Origin of the sequence: Pseudomonas sp. CYM-20-01 (assembly GCF_023169845.1) — a bacterium.
GTDB classification, from domain to species: Bacteria; Pseudomonadota; Gammaproteobacteria; order Pseudomonadales; family Pseudomonadaceae; genus Aquipseudomonas; species Aquipseudomonas azotoformans.
In genome coordinates, this window is sequence record NZ_AP025169.1 from 3,221,267 (window position 1) to 3,242,554 (window position 21,288).

A 21,288-nucleotide genomic window follows, 5' to 3' on the forward strand; every position below is an offset into this window, starting at 1 on the left:
TGCTCCTGTTCAGAGACGGGGTTCGTCATTGGTTTCAAATACCGGCGTACGCGGCTTGGGCGCCATGCGCTTGCTGGCGAACACCACCAGGGCCTGATAGGCGGCCGGCAGGCAACGGGCGAGCAGGTCGAGGCAATACGCGTCGCGGCCGATGAGCACGCGGCGCTTGTTGTTGCGCACGCCACGCAGGATTACCTTGGCGGCCTGGTCGGCATCGGTGATGAACAGCTTTTCGAAGTCAGCGCGGGCCTGCTGTTCGCTGTGGATCAGGAAACCCGTCATGTTCGCGTCGATACGGCTGCTGCGGCAGATGTCGGTGCGGATGCCACCGGGGTGCACGCAGGTGGCTGACACGCCGCAGCGTTGCAGGTCCAGTTCCTGGCGCAGGGATTCGGTAAAGCCGCGCACCGCAAACTTGGTGGCGTTGTAGCCGCTCATGCCGGGCTGGGCGAACAGGCCGAATACGCTGGACGTGTTGATCACATGGCCGTCGCCCGAGGCTTTCAGGTGCGGCAGGAATGCTTTGGTGCCATGCACCACGCCCCAAAAATTGATACCGACGATCCATTCCAGGTCGGCATAGTCCACGCCCTCCACCGTGCTTGACAGGGCCACCCCGGCATTGTTGAACACCAGGTTGACCTGGCCGTGATCGGCCGCGCAGCGTGCGGCCCAGTCCTCCATGGCCTGGCGATCGGACACGTCCAGCACCTGGGTAGTGACCGACACCGGGGCCAGGGTCGAGGTCTTGATCAGCGCCAGGGTCTGTTCCAGTCCCTGGCTGTTTTTATCCGCCAGCGCCAGGTGGCAACCTTCACGCGCCAGGGCCAATGCCAGGGCGCGGCCCATGCCGGACGCGGCGCCGGTAATTGCCGCTACGCGGCCATTGAATGACTTCATGACAGACTGCCTTCCGGGGTGGAGTGGGGGGCCGGCACGGGGCGGCTGGGCGTGTTGACCGGCAGCAGGTCGACCACATAATCCTTGAGTGCAAACTGGCGGGTGACCTGCTTGAAGCGCCAGGTCGAGCCAGGCCACAGGGTGGTGTTCTTACCGGTGCGCGGGTCGAGGTACCAGCTCTGGCACCCACCGGTGTTCCAGATGGTGCGCTTGAGCTTGGCTTGCAGCTGTTGGTTGTAGGCGCTTTCCACGGCCGCCTTGACGTCCACCGTAGCGATGCGCTGCCGCTGCATGTGCTGGAGCGCATCGAGGATGTAGGTCACCTGGGCTTCGATCATCAGGATCATCGAGTTATGCCCCAGGCCGGTGTTGGGGCCGACGATCAGGAACAGGTTGGGATAGCCAGGCACGGTGGTGCCCTTGTAGGCATGGGCGCCGTCTTTCCAGGTGTCCATCAGGTCCACACCGCCACGCCCGATGATGCAGTCGCGGGGCAGGGGATCGGTGGCCTGGAAACCGGTGCCGAAGATCAGGCAATCGGCCGGGTGCTTGATGCCGTCGGCGGTGATCACACCGTCGGCTTCGATGCGCAGCACGTGATCGGTGACCACCTCGACATTGCTGCGCGACAAGGCGGGGTAGTAGTCGTTGGAAATCAGTACGCGCTTGCAGCCGATGGTGTAGTCCGGGGTCAGGGTCTTGCGCAGAGACGGGCGCGCCACTTGTTTGTGCAGGTGACGCAGGGCGATTTTCTGCACCATTTTCATCAGCCGTGGGTGCAGGGCAAAGCCCACTACACGGCCTTCCAGCGCCCAGTAAAAAGCACCGCGCACCAGGCGCTGAGTGAAGGGCAGGTGCTTGAACAGCCAGCGCTCCAAAGGCGTAATCGCCCGGTCGGGCTTGGGCATGATCCACGGTGGCGTGCGCTGAAACAGGTCCATATGGGCCACTTGCGGCGCGATCTGCGGCACGAACTGAATGGCACTGGCGCCGGTGCCGATCACCGCTACGCGTTTGCCTTTCAAGGAATAGTCGTGGTCCCACTGCTGGGAGTGGAAGCGCTTGCCCTTGAAGCTGTCCAGACCCGGAATATCCGGTAACGCCGGGCGCGACAGGCCGCCCATGCCTGACACCAGCACCCGCGCGCTGACCTGGCGGCCATCGCTGAAGTTCAATTGCCAGCGTTGCAGGTGCTCATCGAACACCGCGCGCTGCAAGCCCATGCCGAAACGCAGGCAGGGCGCCAATCCAAAGCGCGTGGCGCATTGCTCCAGATACGCACGGATCTCCGCCTGCGGCGCGAACTGCCGTGTCCAGGCCGGGTTGGGTGCAAAGGAAAACGAATACACATGGGACTGCACATCGCAGGCGCAGCCCGGGTAGTGGTTGTCCCGCCAGGTGCCGCCGAGGGTGTCGGCCTGTTCGGCAATAAAGAAGTCGGTGAACCCGGCCTCCTTGAGCTTGATCGCCATGCACAGGCCGGCGAAGCCGGAGCCGATGATGGCGATGTCGATTGAATCACTCTGGGCATTCATAAGCAGTCCCTCGTGGGCATCGGATGTGCTCCTTTCTTGTTTTGTCTTTTAGATAGAACACCATTGCAAAGAAAAATTGAATTACTTATTTTAAAAAAGATTTTAAATAATCTACCTGAAAATATCGCCTACGCTAGTCCCAGGTCTCTCATGTGCCACTTGTCCGACGTACAGGCACGCAGTTTGGGTCCAGGGTGTGGACGATGGCCGAGGCCTTGATCAATTCCGGTCAGGTCGCCGGCAGCAGGGATGCAGAGGACCGAGCTATGGCTGTTGAATGGGTTATCGCTGCGGCTGTGTTGGTAGGCGCGAGCGCCGTTTTGTGGGGGTTCAGTACATGGATGACGCGGCGTATCGAAGCCGCCGTTCCGATCAACGGGCGCTTTCTGGAGGTGGACGGCGAGCGCTTTCATTATTACGAGGAAGGCAAAGGCCCGCCGCTGGTGATGATTCACGGGCTGATGGGCAGCAGTCGCAACCTGACCTATGCCTTGTCCGGCCAGTTGCGCGAGCACTTTCGCGTGATCAGCCTCGACCGACCGGGGTCGGGCTATTCCACACGTCATAAAGGCACCCCTGCGGACTTGCCAGCCCAGGCACGGCAGGTGGCGGCGTTTATCAATACGCTGGGCCTGGATAAACCGCTGGTGCTGGGGCATTCCCTTGGTGGGGCGATTTCCCTGGCGCTGGCCCTCGACCATCCCCATGCGGTGTCGGGGCTGATACTGGTGGCGCCCCTGACGCACCCTCAACCGACCTTGCCACTGGTGTTCTGGTCACTGGCTGTGCGACCTGCCTGGCTCAGGCGCTGGGTGTCGCGCACCCTGACGGTTCCCATGGGCCTGTTGACGCGCCGCTCGGTGGTCAAGGGCGTGTTCGCACCGGACAGTGCCCCGGACGACTTCGCCACCCGTGGCGGCGGGCTGCTGGGCATGCGTCCTGACAACTTCTATGCAGCCTCCAGCGAGATCGCCCTGGTCAACGACCACCTGCCGGACATGGTCAAGCGCTACCCGCAACTGACGCTGCCCATCAGCCTGATCTACGGCGCACGGGACAAGGTCCTGGACTTTCGCAAGCACGGCCAGGCCCTGGCCGACAAGGTGCCGGGCCTGAAGCTGCAAGTAGTGGAAGGGCGCGGGCATATGCTGCCGATCACCGCCACCGAACGGGTGGTCGAGGCAGTCCAGCAGTTGGCCAAGCGGGCGCGGCCAGCACAGACCGCCGCGATCCTGCATCCGCCATTTGCCTTGGCGAACAAATAATCGTGACCCTCGTTGCGGGTTTGACTGTCCGAAATGCTTGCCCTAGAGACCTGACCCAACAGCTGAAAAAGAGACTGCACGGTCACGCAAAAAAGGCCTCGAAAAAGTAGTTGACGACCTAACGATTCCGCGCTATTTCTTTAAAAAAATATTTCAATGTTTATTTTGAAATGATTTTTGAAATGCCTAAGAGCGAATAAAAATGAAAAAAACGTCTTTTATCGCATGGTTGATTTCCTGGAGCCTTCAGCGCTCCCTGAACCTGTTTCCTGCCTCCCTGCCACGGAGGCTGCCATGAATCAGACCCTGGCAGCCCCAAGCATCTGGACCGACGGCAAACGTCACCTGTGGTGGCTGGGCATCATGCCCCTGGCCACCCCGTTGCTCTCCGGCGCACTGGCCATCAGCACCGGTATCCAGCAACTCTGGTGGGTCGGTGTACTGGTGATCTTCGGTCTGATCCCGTTGATCGATGGCTTGCTCGGTGAAGACGTGAGCAACCCGCCCGAATCCGCCGTCAGCCACCTCGAATCCCAAAGCTACTATCGCTGGATCGTCTACACCGGCGTGTTGTTTGTCATCTCCTCGGTGGTGATCACGGGCTGGCTCGCCGCCGGCGGAATCGACTGGATCATCCAGGGCGGCCTGTTGCAGGCTGCCGCGAACCTGGAGCCGTCCAGCTGGCTGTCTCACGCCGCGAGTTACATCACTGCACGCACGCAACTGCATGGCGAACCGAGCTGGTTCACTTACCTGGGCATGGCCATGTCGACCGGCGCCGCCACCGGCATCGCGATCAACACGGCGCATGAGCTGGGGCACAAGCCCAACGCGCTGGAAGTGTTCCTGGCCAAGGTCACCCTGGCACCGACTTTCTACGGGCACTTCTACACCGAACACAACCGTGGCCATCACGTGCGTGTCGCGACGCCGGAAGACCCCGCCAGTTCGCGGTTGGGCGAGAGCTTCTGGGCGTTCCTGCCACGCTCGGTGTGGTTCAGTGCACGCTCGGCGTGGAACCTGGAGCGCGAACGCCTGCGCAAACTCGGTTTGCCGGCCTGGCACTGGCAGAACGGTGTGCTCAGCGCCTGGATGTACAGCGTGGTGCTGTGGGGCGCGATGATCGCCTGGCTGGGCGCGGCAGTGATTCCGTTCCTGATTATCCAGGGCATCTACGGCTTCTCGTTGCTGGAAGTCGTGAACTATGTGGAGCACTACGGCCTTAAACGCCAGAAGTTGCCCAACGGACGTTATGAACGTTGCTCGCCACGGCATTCATGGAACAGCAACCGTATTGTTACCAATATCTTTCTGTTCCAACTTCAACGGCACTCTGATCACCATGCCAACCCGACCCGTAGTTATCAGTCGTTGCGCCACTTTGATGAATCACCGCAACTGCCCTATGGCTACGCGAGCATGATTGTCTGGGCCTATGTGCCGTACTTGTGGCGGCGGCGCATGGACCATCGCGTGCTGAATCATTATGCCGGGGATATCTCCCTGACCAATCTTCAGCCCTCACAGCGGTTGAAGTACCTGGAGAAGTACAGTAACAGCGCCAAACCGTTTTAAGTTCAACTAACCGGTTGTTGGCGTACTCGGGGCCTGCGTGCCGCGCAGGCTAACTTCGCCCAAGGTTTACAAAATCAGTTGCAACACAGTGGTTTGACCCGAACAAAAATAATTAAAGGGAAGGACGTACACCATGCAATCACCTGCCAAGTTCACCACCCACATCGTATTGGCCGCGCTGGGCCTGATCGCGTATCACCAGGCCCAGGCTGCGCGCATCGAACCGGCGGGCAGCGCCTTTACCGCCCAAGGCCCCATCAGCTTCTCCAAGGGTGCGCTGATCAGCGCCGACTGCACTATCAAAGTGGCCGGCAAAGTTGCGGCCGATGGCTCCTCGGTGAATGTCGACAAAGTTGAATTCGACGGCGGCCTCAAGTGCAGCCGCGTGGAAGCCATCAACTTGCCATGGGTGTTAGTCGCCAAAGACACCAAGAGCGGTTCCATGTCGAAGATCAGCGTGGATGTGCATGCATTCGGTCTGGGCGGAAAGTGCGGACCTTCGACCGCCGATGGTACTTGGGATAACGCCACCGGCAAGTTGGAAGCCGCCAATGTACCGATTGGCGAAGACTGCAAGATCAAGACGGTGTCGATCAAGATGCCGCCGAACTTCAAAGTTGTTGAATAACCGTCGGATGTTGCAGCGGTAATTGAATTGAGATTTGGCTGGAAAGGGAAGTTCTGCAGATTCACCGTGACCTCTCGTTCATGGCCATTACCCCTGGCGAAATGACTTCGCCTTAACATGTGAGGAAAAACAATGAAAAGCTTGAAAACCCTCGTTTGTGCAACTTCGTTCGCCCTCTGCGTTGGTGCCGCTTCAATGGCCAGCGCGGCCACTATCGCGCCGACTGGCGGCTTCACTGCAAGCGGTCCGATTTCGGTGGCTTCACCTGCTTCGCTGGGAATTGCCGTGCCTTGCAACATCACGTTTACCGGTACGGTAGCGGCTGATGGCACCACTGCTGCCATCACTGGTGCGAGCGTCAGCGGCTCTAACGCGTTGTGTGGTGTACCGGTTATGCAGAACTTGCCTTGGACGCTGAAAAACATCGTGCCCGTGGCGGGTAGCACCAACAACTTCACTGGGGTTGTGGAAGGTGTGAGCTTCAAGATTGTTTCGAACTGTGGCACTGCAAACATCGCCGTCACTTGGAACAACGCGACCAATACGCTGAGTATTCCGGCTGCACAAACTGTGGGTGCCTGCAGCATCAAAACCCTGGCTGTCAATCCAAGCCCGGCCTTCACTGTGACCCCTTGATAACGTGCTTCTGGCTGTAAACGTGATGATCACACGTTAAGGCGGGCGCCTTGCAAAAGGCGCCCGCTGACGTGGGACAGGTTTGAACGCCGAACATGAGAAAAATAATAAGGAACAGGGCATGAACAATAAAAAACAACAGGCGCGCACATTATTGAGTCTGGCGATTCTAGGCAGCCTCATGACTGCAACCGGTCAGGCGCAGGCTGGCGGGTTTTCCACGCCGACTTTCGGTGCTCCTGGCTGGGGGAGAGCCTTCGGGGGGGGATCGTTGTTCCAGAATGACCCGTCTGCGGCTTACAACAACCCGGCGGCCATGGCTTTCATCGATCACAACGTTTCTCAGTTCACCGTCGATTACGCACGGATTAATATCAAATACAAGGGGACGGCCAAGGATTACGCAGGCAATGCGCCAGCCGCCGTAGACCCCACTGATTTAAGCTCCACGCCACGCACCGGTGATGGTGGACAAGGCGGCTTTACCGCGTGGTTGCCCACCGGCTTCATGGTGATGCCTATCAACGACCGTTTTGCTTTCGGTTTAAGCCAGGTAGTGCCGATGGGTGCACGTACAACCTGGGACCAGGACTGGATCGGCCGGGATTTTGCGGTCGATACGCGTATTGAAACCGTCGGAGTCACGGGTTCGTTATCGTTCAAGGTTAATGACCAGTTCTCTTTGGGCGCCGGTGCAATTGTTCAGCACACCAAAGGGTTTGTCAGCCAGAACATCGACTTATATGCAGCAGCGGCGTTGTCACCTGCCATCGGAATTCCGTTCCCTTCCGGTGTGGGTTCTTCTTTGATGCGGGTCAAGGTGGATAACACCTCCGTTGGCTGGTTTGCCGGTGTGGTCTGGAAGCCAACCGAATTCGACACCCTGGGTTTGAACTACCACGCCAAGATAAAAAACAAGCTAGAGGGTAAGTACAGCATTTACGCCGACGACGCGAACAAAGCGCTGATCGATGGTGGCCTGCCTGCACTCGCGTATCCGGGGCTCAACCTCAACTCCAATGGCGCCAATGCCTCCGCGCAACTGGATGTGCCGGCAAATGCCTCTGTCGATTGGGTGCATCAGTTCAATGACCGTCTGACGTTGGGCGCCAGCGTTACCTGGACTCAATGGTCGTCGTTCAAGGCACTGACATTGAAGTCTGACGGCGCGCAAATTGTGTCAATTCCCTACAATTATAAAAACGCTTGGATGGTTTCGCTGGGCGGTGACTATAAATTCACCGACGACTTCACTTTCCGTGCCGGTGTAGCCACCGACCAGACCCCAACACGAAACTCCACACGTGACCCACGTATTCCGGACGGTGATCGTATATTTGCTTCCCTCGGGTTTGGCTACAACATCCGTGCTATTCCTGGTTTGAGTATCGATGGGGCTTACTCGCGGCAATTCGTCGAGAAAGCCAAGCTGAGGACCCACAACCAGGATCGTTTGGGTGGGGCCACTCTCGATGGCAAAGCCGACGCGAAGGGTGAAGTTGTCAGCCTTTCGGCGACTTATGCGTTCTGATTCATTGTGAGCGCAGGGCCCATAGACGAGCGGCAGGGAGCGCATCTCCCGTGCCGTTTGAGTCTGGCCTGGCGTTGATGGGTCGCGCAGGCGACCCGTACCGCTTCAACTCAATCGCGACTCTGTAAGGCTGACCTGTTCAGCCGTTGTTTATTCGTCCAAGCATTAAATAAAAATTTCAAAACAAAAATTGAATGTTTTTCTCCGAGTTTGTAGTGTGGCCTTACGCCTGAGGTCAGTGCGACCTGCAAGCGCTTTTGCCATACCCTGAATCGAGTAGAGGTATCCCCATGTTTATCTGGTTATTGGTGGGTGTCGCCGCTGCGATTGCCCTGGCGTATCGACAAGCCGCTGCCATTCACTGGCTGGGCGCTGGCTTGATCTGGCTGGCGGCCGGTTACCTGTTCAACGCTGTGGCCGGTTTCGGCATTGGCGTTGCGGCGCTGCTGGTGGTGTTGCCCGCAGCGCTGATGACAATCAAACCCCTGCGCCGCACCTTGCTCACCAGCAAGGCTCTGGGTTTGTTTCGTACAATCATGCCCGCTATGTCCGACACCGAGCGCGCCGCGATCGAGTCTGGCACTGTGTGGTGGGACGCCGAGCTGTTCAGCGGCAAGCCCGACTGGCAGCGCCTGCTGCAAGCCGCGCCCGCCAGCCTGAGCGCCGAAGAGCAGGCCTTCCTCGACAACGAAGTGGAGACCCTGTGCGACATCGCCAACGATTGGGAAACCACCCAGGTGTGGCAGGACATGTCTCCTGAAGGCTGGCAATACACCAAGGACGCCGGGTTCCTCGGCATGATCATTCCCAAGCAGTACGGTGGCAAAGGCTTCTCCCACTATGCGCATTCGCAGGTGGTGATGAAGCTGTCGACGCGCTGCTCGGCGGCGGCGATTTCGGTGATGGTGCCCAACTCCCTCGGCCCGGCCGAACTGCTGCTGCACTACGGCACCGATGCCCAGCGCAATTACTACCTGCCGCGCCTGGCGCGGGGGGAAGACATCCCGTGCTTTGCCCTGACCAGCCCGTATGCCGGCTCCGATGCCGGGGCGATTCCCGACCTGGGCATCGTCTGCAAAGGGATGCATGAAGGCGAGGAAGTGCTCGGCTTCCGGGTGACCTGGGACAAGCGCTACATCACCCTCGGCCCCATCGCCACGGTGCTCGGCCTGGCGTTTCGCGCAGAAGATCCGGACGGCCTGCTCGGCGTTCCGGGTTCCCTTGGCATCACCTGCGCACTGATTCCAACGTCTCACCCAGGCGTCAACAGCGGCCGCCGGCATTGGCCACTCAACGCCGTGTTCCAGAACGGTCCTACCACCGGCAAGGACGTGTTCATCCCCCTGGAATGGGTGATCGGCGGGCGCGAACAAGTCGGCAACGGCTGGCGCATGTTGATGGAATGCCTGGCAGCCGGACGGGCGATTTCCCTGCCATCGGCCAACGTTGGCCTGGGCAAGGTCGCGGTGCGCGGCACAACCGCGTATGCGGCGATGCGTAAACAGTTCGGCCTGCCCATCGGCAAGTTCGAAGGCGTGCAAGCGCCCCTGGCGCGCATGGCCGGGCACCTGTATGCCTGCGATGCGGTGCGCAAGGTGTCGGTAGCGTCCCTGGATGCGGGAGAGAAACCTTCGGTGATCTCGGCCATTGCCAAGTACCACGTTACCGAGCGGGCGCGGATCATCGTCAATGACGGCATGGACATCGTCGCCGGCAAAGGCATCTGCATGGGGCCGAATAACTTCCTGGCCCGCGCCTATCAGCAAAGCCCCATCGCCATTACGGTGGAAGGCGCGAACATCATGACGCGCTGCCTGATTATCTTTGGCCAGGGCCTGATCCGTTGCCATCCCTATGTGTTCCGCGAGATGGAAGCGGCGCGCAACCCGGACCGGCGCAAGGCGCTAGAGGCATTCGACAGTGCCATGTTCGGCCATGTGAGCTTTGTATTGGCCAACACAGTGCGTGCAGTGGTGCATTCCCTGACAGGCGGCCGGCTGATTTCTGCCCCGGCCAAGACCGACCCCGCGCTGGCGTCCTATTACCGCCAGGCCAATCGCCTGTCGGTGGTGCTGGCGTTGGTCTCGGATATCTCCATGGGCGTGCTGGGCGGTGCCCTCAAGCGCAAGGAAAGTATCACCGGGCGCCTGGGGGATATTCTGTCGCAGCTGTACATCCTGTCCTGCGTGCTCAAGCGCTTTGAGGATGACGGCCGGCCCCAGGCGGATTTGCCGCTGGTGCACTGGGCGGCCCAGGATGCGTTGCTGCGTGCCCATGAAGCGTTGGCCGAAGTGCTCGATAACTACCCGTCGAAAGCCGCCGCCTCCGTGCTGAAGGCATTGACGTTCCCCTTCGGTATCCCATTGCGCAAGCCGTCCGACCGCCTGCTGGCCCAGGTGGCCGATGTGGTGCAGACGCCGGGGGAAACCCGCGACCGTCTGCTGGCCAATTCCTACATCCCACGTCCGGAAATCGACAAGCTGGCCTATGGCGAACTGGGTTTCCGTCTGTTGCCGCAAGTGGAGCTGATCGAGGCCCGACTCAAGTCCGCCGTCAAGCAGGGCCTGATCGAGCCAATGCCGATCTCCGCCACGGCGTTCACGACCTGGCGCGTCAAGGCACGGGCACTGGACCTGATCAGCGACGACGAAGACACCTTGCTCGGGCGTTATGTGGAATACGCCGACCACGGCATCCAGGTGGACGACTTTCCGCAGGACTTCGGCTTGTTGGAAGCATTGCAACAGCGCAAGCAGGCGCTGGAGCCGACCACGAAACGTCGCGCCAGCCAAAGTGAAAACGCCTCAGTCAATTAGGAAAAAACCCAATCAATGTGGGAGGGGGCTTGCCCCCGATAGCGGTGGTTCAGCCAATGAATCGTTGACTGATAGAGTGCTATCGGGGGCAAGCCCCCTCCCACACAGACCGGGTTTACACGGCAAGTATGTGTGGTGAGTGGATCTATCTATGAGTGACAGCTACCTTTCGTTCGTCAATTCCCCCTGGGGCCGTCGCCTGGCCCAGGCCGTGGGTTTACCGCAACCGCTGCCGCTGCAACGCCATCGCAGCGGCCAGCATGGCCTGGTCAATCCGGTGATCGTTGCCGGGGCAGGGCGTCTGGCCGCTGAAGTGCAGCGTGTGTTCGCGGCCACCGACACAGTGATCGCTACCCCGGCCACGCCCAAGGCGCCGTCCACGGTCAAGGTGCAGGGCGCAGTGTTTGACGCCAGCGCCGTGGCCGATCTGCAACAGCTGGACGAGCTGTATGAATTCTTCCACGCCAACGCCAAACGCATCGGCCACCATGGTCGCGTGGTGGTGCTCGGCACTGCGCCGGAACACTGCCAGGACTTGCCCCAGGCCATCGCCCAACGCGCCCTTGAAGGGCTGGTGCGCTCGCTGGCCAAAGAGCTGCGCCGGGCGATCACCGTGCAATTGATCTACGTCGCGCCGGGTGCCGAAGAAGCACTGGACAGCAGCTTGCGTTTCTTCCTGTCGCGCCGCTCGGCCTATGTGTCCGGGCAAGTGATGCGCCTGGAACAACCGGTAGACGGCCACGTCACCGTCAACTGGGACAAACCCTTCGCCGGCCGCCGCGCCCTGGTCACCGGCGCCTCCCGTGGCATCGGCCTGGCGATTGCCCAGGTGCTTGCCCGGGACGGTGCGCATGTGGTGTGCGTGGACGTGCCCCATGCGCAAGAAGCCTTGCAGCAAGCCGCTACCAGCGTTGGCGGTTCCGCCTTGCCGCTGGACATCACCGCCCCGGATGCGGCCGCGTTGTTGCAGGCCCACACCAGCCAATACGGCGCGTTTGATGTGGTGGTGCACAACGCCGGGATCACCCGTGACAAAACCATCGCCAAGATGCCCGAGGCGGCGTGGCGCAGCGTGCTGGCGGTCAACCTCGAAGCACCGTTGCAACTCAGCCAGGCGTTGCTGGACAACCAAGGGCTCAATCCCGGTGGGCGCATCGTCTGCGTGTCGTCGATCTCCGGCATTGCCGGTAACCTCGGCCAGAGCAATTACGCCACCTCCAAGGCCGGTGTGATTGGCCTGGTGCAAGGCCTGGCACCCCATGCAGCGGCGCAGCAGGTCACGGTGAACGCGGTGGCGCCCGGGTTTATCGAGACCCAGATGACCGCGAAAATCCCGCTGATGATCCGCGAAGCAGGGCGGCGCATGAACTCGATGTCCCAGGGCGGGCAGCCGATTGACGTGGCCGAGACCATCGCTTGGCTGGCACACCCGGCGTCCGGCGGGGTCAACGGCCAAGTCGTACGCGTGTGTGGGCAAAGCCTGCTGGGAGCCTGAGCCATGGACTACGTGACGCAGATTATCGACCCGCCGCCATCGCGCACGCGCTTGCTGCTGGATGGCGTGCGCGCCTTGCGCAAACCCAAGCTGGACGGTGCGCCGCTGCTGCCCAAAGAGCGTCTGGTGCGTGCGGCGGCCGAGTTGTCCGGCGCCGGCATTGAGGCCTATGGCCGTGCCTGTGGTTTTCGCCGTGAGCAGGGCGTGCCGTTGTCCTATCCCCATGTGCTGGCCTTTCCGCTGCACCTGATGCTGCTGACGCGCCCGAGTTTCCCGTACCCGGCCAGCGGCATGGTGCACCTGGCCAATCGCATTCGTCAGCACCAGCGCCTGCACTCGGGCCAGGCCTTGCGCCTGGAGGTTTATGCCGAGCGTTGGGTCGCCCATCCCAAAGGCCAGGCGCTGAGCATCGCCACGCGTGCCTACGGTGCCGACGCCCTGGTGTGGGAGAGCGACAGCTTGTACCTGCGCCGCGACGTCAACGACCCGGTCGGCCAGCCGTGGGACGACGTGTTGCCGTTGCAGGAGGAGGGCTTGTTGCGCACCCAGCGCTGGGTGTTGCCCGCCGACCTGGGCCGGCGTTTTGCCAAGGTGTCGGGGGACTTCAACCCGATTCATACCTCCGTGATCGGCGCGAAACTCTTTGGCTTTCGCCGTGCCATCGCCCATGGCATGTGGACCCTGGGCCGAGCGCTCGCCGCGCAGCAACCACCCGGCGGGCTGGACCAGGCCGAGGCCCATTGCGACTTCAAGCTGCCGATCTTCCTGCCCGGCCAGGTAGCGCTGTGGAACCACCCCGTGACCGGCCCGCGCCGTGAATTCGAAGTGCGCAACTTCGCCGGCGACAAACCCCATATGCGCGGCCTATTCATTTGGAATGAGAGCGTTCGATGAGTGACTACAGCTTCAACCCGCCGCCGACCCGCCGTGTGGCGATTATCGGCGGCAACCGCATCCCGTTTGCCCGCTCCAACACGGTGTACGCCCACGACAGCAACCAGGACCTGTTGGTGGCCGCCTTGCAGGGCCTGGTCGACCGTTACAATCTGCACGGCCAACGCCTCGGTGAGTTTGCCGCCGGCGCGGTGATCAAACACTCGCGGGATTTCAACCTGGCGCGCGAGTCGCTGCTCTCCACCACCTTGTCGCCGGACACGCCGGCCTACGACGTACAGCAAGCCTGCGGCACCGGCCTGGAAGCGGCCTTGCTGGTGGCGAACAAGATCGCCCTGGGCCAGATCGAGGTGGGCGTTGCCGGCGGTTCCGACACCACCTCCGACGCACCGATCGGCATCAACGAATCGCTGCGCCACACCTTGCTTGCGGCCAACCGCGCCAAGGGCATGGGCGCCAAGTTGAAGACGTTGCTCAAGGTTCGGCCGTCGATGTTCTTCAAACCATTGCTGCCGCGCAATGGCGAGCCACGCACCGGCTTGTCCATGGGCGAGCACTGCGAAGCAATGGCCAAACGCTGGCAGATCAAGCGCCTGGCCCAGGATGAGTTGACCCTCACCAGCCACCAACGCCTGGAAGCGGCCTACAAGCGCGGCTTCTTCGACGACCTGATCAGCCCCCATCGCGGACTGGCGAAGGACAACAACCTGCGCGCCGATGCCAGCCTGGAGAAGCTCGCCGGCCTGGCCCCGGCCTACGACCGCCAGGACGGCACGCTCACGGCGGGCAATTCCACGCCGCTGACCGATGGCGCCTCGGTGGTGTTGTTGGCCAGCGAGGCGTGGGCCGCCGAACACGGCTGGCCGGTGCTGGCCTACCTGCGTACCGGCGAGACCGCCGCGGTGAACTTCGTCGACGGCAGCGAAGGCCTGTTGATGGCCCCGGCCTACGCAGTGCCGCGCATGCTCCAGCGCGAAGGCTTGAGCTTCAATGACTTTGATTTCTTCGAGATCCACGAAGCCTTCGCCGCCCAGGTGCTGTGCACGCTCAAGGCCTGGGAAGACGCCGATTATTGCCGCGAGCGGCTAGGCCTGGAGGCACCGCTGGGGGCCATCGACCGCGCCAAAATGAACGTCAACGGTGGCTCACTCGGTTGCGGCCACCCGTTCGCGGCCACCGGTGGCCGGCAATTGGCGGCGCTGGCTAAGATCATCCATGAGAACGGTGGCGGGCGCGGGCTGATTTCGATCTGCGCGGCGGGCGGGCTGGGCATTACCGCCATCGTCGAAAAGTAGCTCTATCAAAAACAACAACAAGGAGACTGCCATGAACGCTGTAAGCCTGGAACACACCGAACGGATCTGGTTGAACGCTTACCTGCCTGGCGTCCCGGCGGATATCGATGCGGGTATCGAGGACTACCCGTCGTTGCGCGAGGTATTCCTGGAGCACCTGGAGAAGTTTCGCGAGCGGGTGGCCTACGTCAGTATCGGCACCGAAATGACCTATGCCGACTGGCAGGTGCAAGGGTACGCCTTTGCGGCCTGGCTGCAGGCACAGGGCGTCAAGCAGGGCGATCGCGTGGCGCTGATGATGCCCAACTGCTTGCAGTACCCGATCTGCCTGCTGGGCACGATCCTGGCCGGCGCCGTGGTGGTCAACGTCAACCCGCTGTACACCGCCCATGAGCTCAAGCATCTGCTCAAGGACAGCGGCGCGGAAACCGTGGTGATCTTCGAGAACTTCGCCCACACCCTGGAAAAAGTCATCACCGGCAGCAGCGTCAAGCGCGTGGTGATCGCCGCCATCGGTGACCTGCTCGGCACCTTCAAGGGCGCGGCGATGAACTTCATCCTGCGCCGTGTGCAAAAGCAGGTGCCGGCGTTCAACCTGCGCGGTTCGGTGCGCTTCAACCAGGTGCTGAAACAGGGGCGGGCACTCAACCATTTCCCAGTGGGGATGCATCTGGACGACCTGGCCTTTTTGCAATACACCGGCGGCACCACCGGCGACGCCAAGGGCGTGATGCTCAGCCACCGCAATATCATCGCCAACCTGTTGCAAGCCAAGGCGTGGGTGGGTGACCAACTGGACCAGGACAAGCAGGAAACCAACGTCACCTTGCTGCCGCTGTACCACATCTTTTCCCTGACGGTGAATTGCCTGATGTTCATGTGCCTGGGCGGGCGCAACATCCTGATCGCCAACCCACGGGACGTGAAACGGGTGCAGATGATCCTGCGCAAGGAGCGTTTCAACGGCATTGCCGGGGTCAACACCTTGTTCAACGGCTTGCTGGAGAACAAGGAGTTCTGTGCGCGGGACTTTTCCGACCTGCGCATGGTGATCGCCGGCGGCATGGCCACCCACACGGCGGTGGCCAAACGCTGGAAGGAAGTCACCGGGCTGCCGATTATCGAAGGCTACGGCCTCACCGAGTGTTCGCCGGTGGTGAGCATCAGTCCGATCAACATCGCGCGCATGCGTGAGATGGAGTTCACCGGCAGCATCGGCGTGCCGTTGCCCTCGACCTGGGTGCGCTTCATGCGCGAAGACGGCGAGCTGGCCGACATCGGCGAGCAGGGCGAACTGCAAGTGCGCGGGCCGCAGGTGATGCAGGGCTACTGGAAACGCCCGGAGGCGACCGCCGAGGTGCTGGATGCCGAGGGGTGGTTGTCGACCGGCGATATCGGCGTGATGGACGAGCGCGGCTATATCCGCCTGGTGGACCGCAAGAAGGACATGATCCTGGTCTCAGGTTTCAACGTGTACCCCAATGAAATCGAGGATGTTGTGGCGCTGCACCCAGGCGTGGGTGAAGTGGCGGCGATTGGCGTGGAAGATGGCGTGACCGGGGAGAAGGTGAAGATCATCGTGGTGCGCAAGGACCCGAACCTCACGCAGGAGCAGATTCTGGCGCATTGCCGGGAGTACCTGACGGGGTACAAGGTGCCCAAGTACGTGGAGTTCCGTACTACTGAGCTGCCCAAGACCACCGTCGGCAAAGTCCTGCGCCGGGCCTTGCGCTAGACTTTGCTTTTTGTAGTGAGCGGGCTTGCCCCGCGCGAGGCAAGCTCGCTCACCACAAGGTTCGGGGCTGTTAAACTTCTTCGACGTGTACCCAGCGTTCTTCTTTGGCCGCCACGCGAATTGCCGTCGCCAACCGCTCCACTTCCCACGCGGCCTCAAAGTCGGTGCCATCCGCACCCTGGCCTGCGAGCGCCAGCATCAACTCCTGCACCTCCAGCGTCTTCAGTTCGTTGTACCCCAACTGATGCCCCGCCGCCGGGCTGAACGCCGCGTAACCTGGCAGGGCGGGGCCGGCGAGCAAACGCTGGAAGCCGTCCTGGCCAATACGGCATACCTGCAATTCATTCAAGCGTTCCTGATCGAAGGCCAGGGTGCCTTTCGTGCCGCTGATCTCGAAACTCAGGTGGTTCTTGTAGCCGTGCTTGAGCCAACTGCTGCTGACCGTGCCACGTGCACCGTTGGCGAAACGCAGCAGGGCATGCACCTGGTCATCCACGGCGATGGATTTCAGCTCGGTGCTGCCGTTGATGGCAGGGCGCTGGCCGTGGACGGTCTGGGTGTCGGCACATACGCTCGTCACATCCCCCACCAGATAACGGGCCATCGACAACAAATGACTGCCCAGGTCCGCCAGGGCGCCCCCCGCATGTTCGACCTCACAGCGCCATGACCACGGGGAGGTCGGGTCGGCCATGAAGTCCTCGCTGAACTCGCCCTGGAAACTGATGATTTCGCCGAGGTCGCCGCTGGCAATCATCTGCCGCGCCAGCGTGATCATCGGGTTGTGCTGGTAGTTGTAGCCGACCCGCGTCACCACCCCGGCGGCACTGGCGGCGAGGCGCATGGCGTCCGCCTGTTCCAGGCTGACGGCCAGGGGTTTTTCGCAGTACACCGCTTTGCCCGCAGCAATCGCGGCCATGGCCATGGGGTAGTGCAAATGGTTGGGGGTGGTGATGGCTACCACATCGACGCTCGGGTCATTGATCAGCGCCTGCCAGTCGCCATGGGCCTGGGCAAATCCCCAGGCGGTGGCGCAGCGCTGGGCGCGTTCGCTGTCGGCATCAGCCAGGGCGGCCAGCTTGAGGGGTACCGGCAGTTCGAATACCGCACGGGCGTTATTGAATGCCAATGCATGGGCGCGGCCCATGAAGCCTGTGCCGATCAAGCCGATTCCGAGTTCACGCATCGCCGTGGTCCTTTGGATTATTGTTTTCAGGAAGGCTATTAATGGAATAAAAATTCCTAAAATTCAATAGATGGAATAAAAATTCATTTGCGCGCTGGCGATCACCCCGGCGAATGCAGCTACATTCACCATGGGGCCAAATGCCTTCAGTTAACAAAAGATAACGTAGCGCCGATTGTCAGACGATTCGAAAGCCCGATAGGATGGCCCCTGCTTCCTCCAGGCGCTCTAGATTGCAGGTTTCAAGGCCCCGGAAGGCAAGCGATAACAATAATAAATGGGAGAAAGGTCTATGAGTGAGCCTGTAATGGGTTGGGTTGTCTGCCGCCCACGCGCCGCACGCAGGGTTGCGATGCTGGCCACAGCGCTCTCGTTGCTGGTCGGTGGTGCGTTGTCCACACCGGTACTGGCCGCCAGCGATACCGCCGCAACGCCGGTGTTTGCGATTGAATCCCCCAAGGCCGCCAAGGGCCTGATGATCGACGTGGTCCACGCGGGCAAGCGCCTGGTGGCGGTCGGTGATCGCGGGCACATCCTCTATTCCGACGACCAGGGCAGCACCTGGACCCAAGCCAAAGTCCCCACCCGGCAATTGCTCACGGCGGTGTTTTTTGTCGATGACAAGCAAGGCTGGGCGGTCGGCCATGATGCGCAGATCCTCGCCAGCGCCGACGGCGGCGCCACCTGGACCCAGCAATACCAGGACCTCAAGCGCGAAGCACCTTTACTCGATGTGTGGTTCAACGACGCGAACCACGGCCTGGCCGTGGGCGCCTACGGTGCGTTGATCGAAACCACCGATGGCGGCAAGACCTGGAATGACGTCAGCGACCGCCTTGACAACGAAGACCAGTACCACCTCAACGCCATCGCGCACATCAAGGATGCCGGCCTGTTCATCGTCGGCGAGCAGGGCAGCATGTTCCGCTCCAGCGACGACGGCCAGACCTGGGAAAAGCTCGAAGGCCCCTACGAGGGCTCGCTGTTCGGCGTGATCGGCACCGCCCAGCCGCAGACGCTGCTGGCCTATGGCTTGCGTGGCAACCTGTACCGCTCCACGGATTTTGGCAGCACCTGGGAGCCGGTCGAATTGAACGCGGCGCGGGGAGCGCTGGAGTTTGGTTTGTCGGGCGCGACCTTGCTGGATGACGGCTCCATCGTCGTGGTGGGCAACGGTGGCAGCGTGGTGGTCAGCCATGACGATGGTCTGACCTTCAGCGTGTTCAACCGTCCGGACCGGATTTCGCTGTCGTCCGTCACGGCGGCAGGCAACGGCAACTTGATTCTGGCGGGGCAGGGTGGCGTTCGCGTCGCCGCGCCCAACGGCGCCGAACTCGTAAAACAATAATAAGGGCGGGGAAAGAATGAGCAGTCATCACAACGATAAAGCAACCTTTCTTGAGCGCCTGATCTTCAACAACCGGCCAGCAGTGATCGTCATCTGCCTGCTGGTGAGTATTTTCCTGTTCTGGCAGGCGACTTTGATTCGCCCGTCCACCAGCTTCGAGAAGATGATCCCCCTCAAGCACCCCTTCATCGAAAAGATGATGGAACACCGTAACGACCTGGCCAACCTGGGCAACACGGTGCGCATCTCGGTGGAGGCCAAGGACGGTGACATTTTTACCAAGGAGTACATGGAGACCCTGCGGCAGATCAACGACGAGGTGTTCTACATCTCTGGCGTCGACCGTTCGGGGCTCAAGTCGCTGTGGAGCCCCAGCGTACGCTGGACCGAAGTGACCGAAGAAGGCTTTGCCGGCGGTGAAGTGATCCCGCAGAGCTACAACGGCTCGCCGGAAAGTCTCGATCAACTGCGCAACAACGTGCTCAAGTCCGGCCAGGTAGGGCGCCTGGTGGCCAACGATTTCAAGTCGAGCATCGTCGACATTCCGCTGCTGGAGTCCTACCCGGACCCGCAGGACCAGGGCAAGTTACTGGCCCTGGACTACCGCAAGTTCTCCCACGAACTGGAAGACAAGATCCGCGATAAGTTCGAAGCCCAGAACCCCAACGTCAAGATCCACATCGTCGGCTTCGCCAAGAAGGTCGGTGACCTGATCGACGGCCTGGTCATGGTGGTGATGTTCTTCGGCATCGCGTTCGTTATCACCCTGATCCTGCTGCTGTGGTTCACCAACTGCCTGCGCAGCACCGTCGCCGTGTTGAGCACTACGCTGGTGGCGGTGATCTGGCAGCTGGGGTTGATGCACTTCTTCGGTTTCGGCCTTGATCCGTATTCGATGCTGGTGCCGTTCCTGATCTTCGCCATCGGGATCTCCCACGGCGTGCAGAAGATCAACGGCATCGCGCTGCAGTCCAGCGAGGCGGACAACGCCCTGACCGCCGCCCGGCGCACCTTCCGGCAACTGTTCCTGCCGGGGATGATCGCCATCCTGGCCGACGCCGTGGGCTTCATCACGCTGTTGATCATCGACATCGGTGTGATCCGCGAACTGGCGATTGGCGCGTCCATCGGCGTGGCGGTGATCGTGTTCACCAACCTGATCCTGCTGCCGGTGGCCATCTCCTATGTCGGCATCAGCAAGCGTGCCATCGCCAAGAGCAAGAAAGACGCGAATCGCGAACATTCGTTCTGGCGCCTGCTGTCGAATTTTGCCAACCCGAAAGTCGCGCCGATCTCCATCGCCCTGGCGCTTGTCGCCTTTGGTGGCGGCCTCTGGTACAGCCAGAACCTGAAGATCGGCGACCTTGACCAGGGTGCGCCGGAGCTGCGCCCGGACTCGCGCTACAACAAGGACAACAACTTCATCATCAGCAACTACTCCACCAGTTCCGACGTGCTGGTGGTGATGGTCAAGACCAAGGCCGAAGGCTGCTCGCGCTATGAAGCCATGGCGCCCATCGACCAGTTGATGTGGAAGATGCAGAACACCGAAGGTGTGCAGTCGGCGATCTCGCTGGTGACCGTGTCCAAGCAGATGATCAAGGGCATGAACGAAGGCAACCTGAAATGGGAAACCCTGTCGCGCAACCCGGATGTGCTGAACAACTCCATCGCCCGTGCCGATGGCCTGTACAACAACAATTGCTCGCTGGCGCCGGTGCTGGTGTTCCTCAATGACCACAAGGCCGAAACCCTCGACCGTGCGGTGCATGCAGTGCAGGACTTTGCCAAGGAGAACAACAGGGACGGCCTGGAATTCATCCTCGCCGCCGGTAACGCCGGGATCGAAGCGGCCACCAACGAAGTGATCAAGGAGTCGGAACTGACCATCCTGATCCTGGTGTACCTGTGCGTGGCGACCATGTGCATGATCACCTTCCGCTCCTGGGCCGCGACGCTGTGCATCGTGCTGCCGCTGGTGCTGACCTCGGTGCTGGGCAACGCGCTGATGGCGTTCATGGGTATCGGCGTCAAGGTCGCGACCTTGCCGGTGGTGGCCCTTGGCGTGGGGATTGGCGTGGACTACGGCATCTACATCTACAGCCGCCTGGAAAGCTTCCTGCGTGCCGGTTTGCCGTTGCAAGAAGCCTATTACCAGACCCTCAAGTCCACCGGTAAAGCCGTGCTGTTCACCGGCCTGTGTCTGGCGATCGGCGTGTGCACCTGGATCTTCTCGGCCATCAAGTTCCAGGCCGACATGGGCCTGATGCTGACCTTCATGCTGTTGTGGAACATGTTCGGTGCGTTGTGGCTGCTGCCGGCGCTGGCGCGGTTCCTGATCAAGCCGGAGAAGTTGGCGGGGCAGAAGGGCAACTCGTTGTTTGCGCACTGAGTCGTCGCGTTTTGAAAAAGCCGCACAGTGTGCGGCTTTTTTGCGGGTTACCGTTTC

The 21,288-nt window shown here is 61.1% G+C and carries 15 protein-coding genes; 12 read left to right on the top strand and 3 right to left on the bottom strand.

The genetic code is table 11. The features are described from left to right. Window positions 1–9 precede the first annotated feature (9 nt). Window positions 10–900 carry an SDR family NAD(P)-dependent oxidoreductase gene (locus tag M2497_RS14395; RefSeq protein ID WP_248488076.1) on the bottom strand — a complete coding sequence of 297 codons (891 nt, stop codon included), beginning with the start codon at window positions 898–900 and terminating at the stop codon, window positions 10–12. After that, the gene (locus M2497_RS14400) at window positions 897–2,435 is read right to left on the bottom strand and encodes an NAD(P)/FAD-dependent oxidoreductase (protein WP_248488077.1); all 1,539 of its coding nucleotides are present in this window, start codon (window positions 2,433–2,435) and stop codon (window positions 897–899) included. Before M2497_RS14400 ends, M2497_RS14395 begins: the two co-directional genes overlap by 4 nt. A gap of 266 nt (window positions 2,436–2,701) precedes the next feature. Here M2497_RS14400 and M2497_RS14405 point away from each other — a divergent pair, with 266 nt between their 5' ends. From M2497_RS14405 to M2497_RS14450, 10 genes are all read left to right on the top strand, one after another. Next, window positions 2,702–3,700, top strand: coding sequence for an alpha/beta hydrolase (locus tag M2497_RS14405; protein ID WP_248488078.1), 999 nt, complete (start codon window positions 2,702–2,704; stop codon window positions 3,698–3,700). Between the two features lie 294 nt (window positions 3,701–3,994). Further along, window positions 3,995–5,275, top strand: a complete 1,281-nt coding sequence (locus M2497_RS14410; RefSeq protein WP_248488079.1) for an alkane 1-monooxygenase — start codon at window positions 3,995–3,997, stop codon at window positions 5,273–5,275. Window positions 5,276–5,408: 133 nt separating this feature from the next. Continuing rightward, window positions 5,409–5,903 (top strand): alkane oxidation protein activator PraA, encoded by a 495-nt coding sequence (gene praA, locus M2497_RS14415; RefSeq protein WP_071487971.1) that lies wholly within the window; start codon window positions 5,409–5,411, stop codon window positions 5,901–5,903. A gap of 132 nt (window positions 5,904–6,035) precedes the next feature. After that, window positions 6,036–6,539, top strand: coding sequence for an alkane oxidation protein activator PraB (gene praB / locus M2497_RS14420; RefSeq protein WP_058424136.1), 504 nt, complete (start codon window positions 6,036–6,038; stop codon window positions 6,537–6,539). Between the two features lie 121 nt (window positions 6,540–6,660). After that, window positions 6,661–8,070: an outer membrane protein transport protein gene (locus M2497_RS14425; protein ID WP_248488080.1), complete on the top strand. Its 1,410-nt coding sequence runs from the start codon at window positions 6,661–6,663 to the stop codon at window positions 8,068–8,070. Between the two features lie 290 nt (window positions 8,071–8,360). Further along, a complete protein-coding gene (locus M2497_RS14430; RefSeq protein ID WP_248488081.1) occupies window positions 8,361–10,886 on the top strand; it encodes an acyl-CoA dehydrogenase in 2,526 nt (841 codons plus the stop codon). 151 nt (window positions 10,887–11,037) lie between these two features. Continuing rightward, on the top strand, window positions 11,038–12,381 hold the full coding sequence (locus M2497_RS14435) for a 3-oxoacyl-ACP reductase (protein ID WP_248488082.1): 1,344 nt from the start codon (window positions 11,038–11,040) through the stop codon (window positions 12,379–12,381). 3 nt (window positions 12,382–12,384) lie between these two features. Next, a complete protein-coding gene (locus tag M2497_RS14440) occupies window positions 12,385–13,275 on the top strand; it encodes a MaoC/PaaZ C-terminal domain-containing protein (protein WP_248488083.1) in 891 nt (296 codons plus the stop codon). Beyond that, window positions 13,272–14,570, top strand: coding sequence for an acetyl-CoA C-acetyltransferase (locus tag M2497_RS14445; RefSeq protein WP_248488084.1), 1,299 nt, complete (start codon window positions 13,272–13,274; stop codon window positions 14,568–14,570). Before M2497_RS14440 ends, M2497_RS14445 begins: the two co-directional genes overlap by 4 nt. Window positions 14,571–14,601: 31 nt before the next feature. After that, window positions 14,602–16,305 carry an AMP-binding protein gene (locus tag M2497_RS14450; protein WP_248488085.1) on the top strand — a complete coding sequence of 568 codons (1,704 nt, stop codon included), beginning with the start codon at window positions 14,602–14,604 and terminating at the stop codon, window positions 16,303–16,305. A 70-nt stretch (window positions 16,306–16,375) separates the two neighbouring features. Here the strand turns inward: M2497_RS14450 and M2497_RS14455 are convergent, their stop codons facing one another. After that, window positions 16,376–17,491, bottom strand: a complete 1,116-nt coding sequence (locus tag M2497_RS14455) for a Gfo/Idh/MocA family oxidoreductase (protein WP_248488086.1) — start codon at window positions 17,489–17,491, stop codon at window positions 16,376–16,378. 307 nt (window positions 17,492–17,798) lie between these two features. On the opposite strand from M2497_RS14455, the gene M2497_RS14460 reads away from it, so the two are divergent. Continuing rightward, a complete protein-coding gene (locus M2497_RS14460; protein WP_248488205.1) occupies window positions 17,799–18,839 on the top strand; it encodes a YCF48-related protein in 1,041 nt (346 codons plus the stop codon). A 16-nt stretch (window positions 18,840–18,855) separates the two neighbouring features. Next, window positions 18,856–21,231 carry an RND family transporter gene (locus M2497_RS14465; protein ID WP_248488087.1) on the top strand — a complete coding sequence of 792 codons (2,376 nt, stop codon included), beginning with the start codon at window positions 18,856–18,858 and terminating at the stop codon, window positions 21,229–21,231. The last annotated feature ends 57 nt before the right edge of the window (window positions 21,232–21,288 follow it).

What these genes read in the sequence shown, in the direction of transcription:
- M2497_RS14465 (WP_248488087.1), top strand. Translation starts at nt 18,856, where the DNA reads ATGAGCAGTCATCACAACGATAAAGCAACCTTTCTTGAGCGCCTGATC.
- M2497_RS14450 (WP_248488085.1), top strand. Translation starts at nt 14,602, where the DNA reads ATGAACGCTGTAAGCCTGGAACACACCGAACGGATCTGGTTGAACGCT.
- praA (WP_071487971.1), top strand. Translation starts at nt 5,409, where the DNA reads ATGCAATCACCTGCCAAGTTCACCACCCACATCGTATTGGCCGCGCTG.
- M2497_RS14445 (WP_248488084.1), top strand. Translation starts at nt 13,272, where the DNA reads ATGAGTGACTACAGCTTCAACCCGCCGCCGACCCGCCGTGTGGCGATT.
- M2497_RS14430 (WP_248488081.1), top strand. Translation starts at nt 8,361, where the DNA reads ATGTTTATCTGGTTATTGGTGGGTGTCGCCGCTGCGATTGCCCTGGCG.
- M2497_RS14440 (WP_248488083.1), top strand. Translation starts at nt 12,385, where the DNA reads ATGGACTACGTGACGCAGATTATCGACCCGCCGCCATCGCGCACGCGC.
- M2497_RS14410 (WP_248488079.1), top strand. Translation starts at nt 3,995, where the DNA reads ATGAATCAGACCCTGGCAGCCCCAAGCATCTGGACCGACGGCAAACGT.
- M2497_RS14435 (WP_248488082.1), top strand. Translation starts at nt 11,038, where the DNA reads ATGAGTGACAGCTACCTTTCGTTCGTCAATTCCCCCTGGGGCCGTCGC.
- praB (WP_058424136.1), top strand. Translation starts at nt 6,036, where the DNA reads ATGAAAAGCTTGAAAACCCTCGTTTGTGCAACTTCGTTCGCCCTCTGC.
- M2497_RS14425 (WP_248488080.1), top strand. Translation starts at nt 6,661, where the DNA reads ATGAACAATAAAAAACAACAGGCGCGCACATTATTGAGTCTGGCGATT.
- M2497_RS14455 (WP_248488086.1), bottom strand. Translation starts at nt 17,491, where the DNA reads ATGCGTGAACTCGGAATCGGCTTGATCGGCACAGGCTTCATGGGCCGC.
- M2497_RS14460 (WP_248488205.1), top strand. Translation starts at nt 17,799, where the DNA reads ATGGGTTGGGTTGTCTGCCGCCCACGCGCCGCACGCAGGGTTGCGATG.
- M2497_RS14405 (WP_248488078.1), top strand. Translation starts at nt 2,702, where the DNA reads ATGGCTGTTGAATGGGTTATCGCTGCGGCTGTGTTGGTAGGCGCGAGC.
- M2497_RS14395 (WP_248488076.1), bottom strand. Translation starts at nt 900, where the DNA reads ATGAAGTCATTCAATGGCCGCGTAGCGGCAATTACCGGCGCCGCGTCC.
- M2497_RS14400 (WP_248488077.1), bottom strand. Translation starts at nt 2,435, where the DNA reads ATGAATGCCCAGAGTGATTCAATCGACATCGCCATCATCGGCTCCGGC.